We start from the raw sequence: 5,520 nt of genomic DNA, 5'->3' as shown, positions 1-5,520 counted from the left end.
CCAACAACAGATATTTTAGAACCTATTTTTCATAACCCCTTACAGGCCGTCCCTTCTTTAGGAAAACTTTCCCCGTCTTTCACGAAAAAGAGCTACCATCTACGGGGGAAACTATGGTATTATTAAAGGAGATTATTAGAAGTTTCTAATTTTAGGAGGTCACTGCTATGCTGCTAAAATCCCTAGTGAAACCGAAAGAACGGTTAGTTACGGTTCGCGAGGACGTCACCCTGGAACAAGCCCTGAAAGTCTTGGAAGACTCGGGCTATCGGTGTGTGCCGATCCTGGATGAAACCGGACAGATCTTCCGGGGAAATATCTATAAGATGCACATCTATCGCCATAAGTCTCGGGGCGGCGACATGCAGCTCCCGGTGACGTCATTACTGAAGAATGCCACGAAATTCATTTCGGTCAACGCTGCCTTCTTTAACGTCTTCTTCTCCATTAAGGATTTACCTTACATCGCCGTGTTAGATGACCAGAACGCCTTTTACGGTATCCTGACGCATACTCGTCTGATGGACATGTTATCTCAATCTTGGAATGTAAACATTGGGAGTTACGTGATCACCGTTGTCTCAGCCGGCGAACGCGGTGACTTGGCTGGTATGGCTAAGATCATCACGAAGTACACGTCAATTGCCAGTGTCATCAGCCTGGATGCTCAGGAAGGCGAGTTGGTTCACCGGACTATGTTCACCCTTCCCGCCGAAGTTGACGAAGAAAAGTTGGACCGGATTGTGAAGGCCCTCGAACGTAAGGAATTCCACGTTCCTGAAATCGAAGACCTACGCCACGAAAGCTAAATCAAACACTATCGAATCGCCCCACCATCCATTGGTGGAGCGATTTTTTTATTACATGGTTGTGAATATGGCCGCTCGCCTGCGTCAGACAGGGTTCCACCCTGTCTGCCTCCGGCTATACATTGGTATTCTCAACCAATACTTGTCAAAAATCGTGCCTGTTCAGTAGGGCCGGCTAACGTAAACTGCCACTGAACAGCTTTCGTAGCCAGCTCACCAGTTACCAACAGCTCCGTTGGCACTACCGCCTCAATATCGGGTTAGCTACTAACTGAAGCCGGAGGATGCCAGGGTGGAGCGTGCTGTGACGGCGGTGTTGGTTGGCGTTTTTTTGCCAACCTACAGCGCGGGACGACCTGCAAGACCTGGAACTTTCGGGGCTTGCAGGCGAGGTCAAAGACCGCTTCTCAGGCTTTGACCGGTCTCCACAGCAAGCGGAACCCTGGCAGCCGCAGGCGACCAGCCACCGTTAACCCGAAGATTGGCAACAAAAAAGCTCAGAACAAAGAGTCCTGAACTTAACTGTCACTAAGATTGCTATGTAGTGCGGGTGTTGCTTCGTTTCCGCTTCTTCTTCGACTTATCCACCAAGCCCACGCTGGTTGCCAGAGCAGCGTCGACCGCTGCCATCGTCTTCACGTCCAAGTGGGTCACCTGGTCCTTTAACCGTTGCTTATCGATTGTTCGAATTTGCTCAAGCAAAATGACGGAATCCCGCTCAATACCGGTTCGATCCGCCGAAATACCGACGTGTGTCGGCATCTTAGGCTTTTCGATCCGGGCGGTGATTGCCGCCACAATTACGGTTGGACTGTAGTGGTTCCCCACGTTGTTTTGGACGATCAGGACGGGACGCATGCCGCCCTGCTCCGAACCAACGACTGGTGATAGGTCGGCGAAGAACACATCACCGCGTTTAACTTCAACACGGGCCATGGGCCGCCATCCCCTATCTACTTATTCTGTTTTGTCTTTTAATGTTGTGTTCTACGAAACTTGGTTAATCGCCGTTCGGCTTCTTCCTCGCACGGCGTAAAAATTCGAGCAATATCCTGATTGATGAGGGCCATCGCTTGATACCCTGCAATTAACGAAAGTTTATCAGCTGCAGCCGACCGCAATGGTACCAACGCTTGACGCTGGACCCTCTTGGAAATGTGTAACCGTAAAGCTGGTCTGTTTAATTGCTGAGAACGGATCATGATTTTCCTCCTAGGTTGTGAATTCATCTCGACTCATATAGTTTACCACGAATCACCTAACCTGGACACTATAACCCGCCTAAATTAATTTAGATACCGCCGTGGCAACCGACTGGTGAAGCCGCAAGCAATCTCGTAATGAATGGTTCCACAGTAATCAGCCACGTCCTGCAACGTCACCTCAGCACCATGGTCTTGGCCCACTAGGGTAACCGTTGTGCCCCGCGAATAATCATGGGGTAAGCGAACCATCAATTGGTCCATGCAAACGCGACCAATAATCTCGCAAGCCTGACCATCAATTAACACGTGGAAGCCCTGTAGACGGCGTTCGTAACCATCCGCATAGCCAATTGGCACAGTGCCGACCCATTCGTCTTGCTCAGCGGTATAGGTGGCGCCGTAGCCAACTGAATCACCAGCCGCAATCTTCTTCGTGAAGACCAACTCACTGGTTAAGCTCAGAGCCGACTGTAACGCATAGGGCGCTTCGATGGCCGTCCCAGAAGGATTCAAACCGTAGCCGGACACGCCGAACCGAACCATATTATCGTTACATGCCGCGTGCCACAGACTCGTTGCCGAGTTGGAAACGTGGACGTAGCGGGGCCGGTGGGGCAGATTATCCGTGAGCGTGTGCCATTTAGCCACCTGTTGCTTGAAGTAGTGGTCATCCGGGCTATCCGCTGTAGAAAAGTGGGTAAAAATCCCCTCGAAATCTAACGTTGACTGATGACTCTCTAAAAAGTCAATGGCCGTCGTCAATTCATCGACTGTCCGGAAACCAATACGCCCCATCCCGGTATCCAGGCCCAGATGAACGTGTAAGGGCTCTGCGGTTGGTTCTGCGAGGGCCAAATAGGCCTGAGCATCAGCCAACCAGTCCGTCGCCGCAACCGTCGTAGAGATTCTCTCAGCCGCCATTAACGGTGCATCGGCTGGTGAGGTCACCCCTAAAATCAGAATAGGTTCATTAAACCCGGCTGCCCGTAATTCCAAGGCTTCATCCAGAATTGCCACACAGAATCCGGTGGCCCCGGCATCCTTAGCCGCTTGAGCGACCTGAATTGCCCCGTGGCCGTACCCATTAGCCTTGACGACCATAAACAATTCACAGCCCTGATCTAACCGTTCAACCTCCGCGTGAATGTTGTGCCGTAACGCAGCCCGGTCAATGACCAATTGCGTTGGACGGTGTACCCCAACTACCATTACGCTTGCCCTCTTTCTAAGATAACCTGAGTCATGACTACGGTCGCCGTGTGTGAGATTGAAACGTGGGCGCGCCCAGTGAAGGGTTGCCGTAACACAACGGGCCGGCCAGCATCGTTATCCCGAATCTCAATATCTTGAAAACCCACTTTCCGACCAATACCAGTTCCCATGGCCTTGCTGTAGGATTCCTTGGCGGACCAACGTCCAGCGATAAATTCCACTGCGCGTTGTCCACTCAATTCGTGATAATCGGCTAACTCGGCAGGTGTCAAAACGCGTTGCAAAAACTGTGGTTGTTTCGCCACAACGTCCTTGACCCGCGCCAAATCAGTAATATCGATGCCCGTTCCGTAGATCATGATGTCACCTCTCCATAATGTCTAGGTTATATTTTAGCACAGCCGTGCCGAATTGACCCCCACAACTTAACTGGTTAAGCGAAAACATAAACTAATCTAAAGGTGTCGGCGGATTGGCTCTAATGTAAGTTAACTTAAAGCCAACGTGTTCAGGCCGATAATTCCCAGAAATAACAAACCTTTCGGGGCTTAAACCATTCTAGGGCATTGACACCACCTCCTTTCGTAGCCTTTTTAGAAACTCTAACAGTGACTCGCTAACGGCAAAAGTGCCGGCAGACCGCCACCACGACTGGGGAATCCACCGACACTCTTGCAATTCATCTTTTCCTCCAAAGCAACCCTACAGCTGAACGGACTCTCTGATCCGCAGCTGTGCGGCAATCGGACTACGCGTTGGCATAGCATCTGCCGGAAGTACTTCAACCTGCCCACCACGTTGCAAGACTAGCAACGTGAGGTCGTTGTACAAGTTATTCTGCCGACTCAGGGCCGTTGCTGTCATCACGTCACCACTCTCTGTTAAATGACCGGGCTGACTAGCATCGTCTTGAATCCACAGTTTGGCGATTTGCCCCTGCACCGCGGCCGTTGCCAAAGCACCTAGGTCCTGAACGACTTGATTCTGCTGGCGAACCTTGTCGTAGGCGTCCTGGCGAATCTGCGTGGCCTGGACGTGGCGTTGGTCGTTCACGCCGACCGTTAACGCCGCCAGAGTCTGGTTAGCTGCCGCCAAATTCGGGTGCTGCACGACCCGAACGTTGGCGTCCAAGTAAGCATTCTGTGAAAGCTTACGGAAGTTTCCCTGGTCGCTGGCCGCCGCGACAAGAATCAATGGTACTTGGTCAACGTTAGAGAAGTGTTGGCTGACATAGGCATCGACCGCCATGAAATAGTTACGTTGGTCGGCAGATTTGCTAGCATCCAACGTTCCCGTTCCACTGTAGTGCGTGCTGTCCCCAGCGGACCGTTGCCAACGCCCGCGATCGCGGAGTTCACTCCCCAGTGCCTGTTCCAAAGTCATCGGTGCTTCCACCGGCAGGTTCACCAACTCAGGCCGACCACTGCGAACCTGTGCTAGCTCAAAGCCTTTACTGTCCAGTAGTAACAGATCATAATCACTCGTCAGATCCCGCGATTGTAGAATCGGCAGAACATTAGGCTGATAGGTCACGGTAACGGTCGGCATCACCACCGTGTGCAGCCAGTAGTGATAACTCTCCGTGGCCCCCGCCATAATTAGTAGGCCGCGGGCACTTCCGTTAGTCAGTGGGCCGTGTTCGTACGGCGCAAAGGAATCTTCGTACGCAGACCAGGCACGGTTAGGCGCGACGGTCTCAAGCTGTCGCTTCCCTTCCTTGAGTAAGCTGTTAAATTGCGTCCGGTCAGTAGCTGGCACGCCAGTAACGGGTAAGATCATGGTCATGAACGGTCCTGGCTTAGTGGCAAGAGCAGTCGCAGCATGTAAGTCAAAATGATTGGCCATAATTAGTAACCTCCGTGGTTGGTTGTCTAGGGTCGCTTGCTTAGATAAGATTTCTCATATCGTTTCGATAAGAGAATATTACCATGCGGATAAATGAAACGCAATAGCAAATATACTCTCACAAATTGATTTGTGGGGCAATTTGTTCTGCGATGTAATCAAAAAAGCCGTGGTATCAGGCACCAACGGCTTTAAGAATTTTTCGTGATTTTTTTGTTTTTAATTTTAGTGGGGCCGTATCATCCTGATGACAGCCGCATTCACGGCATCTAGCCTAGACCATTTAATGAAGTACACTACGGACTTGTCTAGGCATTTCAACCTGGCCAACATCACCTAGCCTAATCGGCAGACTGTTTCACACTTTACACGATTGCTTAGGATTATGCCGAATGGAACTCGTCGTTAATGATGCGTTGAAAAATGGTTCTATGTCAACTGTTGTTGGT

General features: G+C 51.0%; 5 protein-coding genes. 1 reads left to right on the top strand and 4 read right to left on the bottom strand.

Annotation, left to right across the window (positions count from 1 at the left end; genetic code table 11):
• Positions 1–167: 167 nt before the first annotated feature.
• Entirely contained in the window at positions 168–809 is a 642-nt protein-coding gene (cbpA, locus tag FD07_RS11500) for a cyclic di-AMP binding protein CbpA (RefSeq protein WP_020090453.1), read from the top strand.
• 537 nt (positions 810–1,346) lie between these two features.
• Here cbpA and FD07_RS11495 read toward each other — a convergent pair.
• The 4 genes from FD07_RS11495 to FD07_RS11475 all read right to left on the bottom strand — a co-directional run bounded on the left by FD07_RS11495 (position 1,347) and on the right by FD07_RS11475 (position 5,071).
• A complete protein-coding gene (locus tag FD07_RS11495; RefSeq protein WP_020090454.1) occupies positions 1,347–1,745 on the bottom strand; it encodes a type II toxin-antitoxin system PemK/MazF family toxin in 399 nt (132 codons plus the stop codon).
• Positions 1,746–2,095: 350 nt separating this feature from the next.
• Complete coding sequence (alr, locus tag FD07_RS11485) at positions 2,096–3,223, bottom strand: alanine racemase (protein WP_020090456.1); 1,128 nt, start codon at positions 3,221–3,223, stop codon at positions 2,096–2,098.
• The gene (gene acpS / locus FD07_RS11480; protein ID WP_020090457.1) at positions 3,223–3,585 is read right to left on the bottom strand and encodes a holo-ACP synthase; all 363 of its coding nucleotides are present in this window, start codon (positions 3,583–3,585) and stop codon (positions 3,223–3,225) included. Before acpS ends, alr begins: the two co-directional genes overlap by 1 nt.
• Positions 3,586–3,928: 343 nt before the next feature.
• Positions 3,929–5,071, bottom strand: coding sequence for a baeRF6 domain-containing protein (locus tag FD07_RS11475; RefSeq protein WP_020090458.1), 1,143 nt, complete (start codon positions 5,069–5,071; stop codon positions 3,929–3,931).
• Between the last annotated feature and the right edge of the window lie 449 nt (positions 5,072–5,520).

The organism is Levilactobacillus parabrevis ATCC 53295, from assembly GCF_001434055.1.
Taxonomy (GTDB): Bacteria; Bacillota; Bacilli; order Lactobacillales; family Lactobacillaceae; genus Levilactobacillus; species Levilactobacillus parabrevis.
Note: the sequence above shows the minus strand (reverse complement) of the source record. Positions and strands in the feature narration are given on the sequence as shown.

Excerpts from the sequence above, each read along its gene's own strand:
- cbpA (WP_020090453.1), top strand. The coding sequence starts at position 168 with ATGCTGCTAAAATCCCTAGTGAAACCGAAAGAACGGTTAGTTACGGTT.
- FD07_RS11475 (WP_020090458.1), bottom strand. The coding sequence starts at position 5,071 with ATGGCCAATCATTTTGACTTACATGCTGCGACTGCTCTTGCCACTAAG.
- acpS (WP_020090457.1), bottom strand. The coding sequence starts at position 3,585 with ATGATCTACGGAACGGGCATCGATATTACTGATTTGGCGCGGGTCAAG.
- FD07_RS11495 (WP_020090454.1), bottom strand. The coding sequence starts at position 1,745 with ATGGCCCGTGTTGAAGTTAAACGCGGTGATGTGTTCTTCGCCGACCTA.
- alr (WP_020090456.1), bottom strand. The coding sequence starts at position 3,223 with ATGGTAGTTGGGGTACACCGTCCAACGCAATTGGTCATTGACCGGGCT.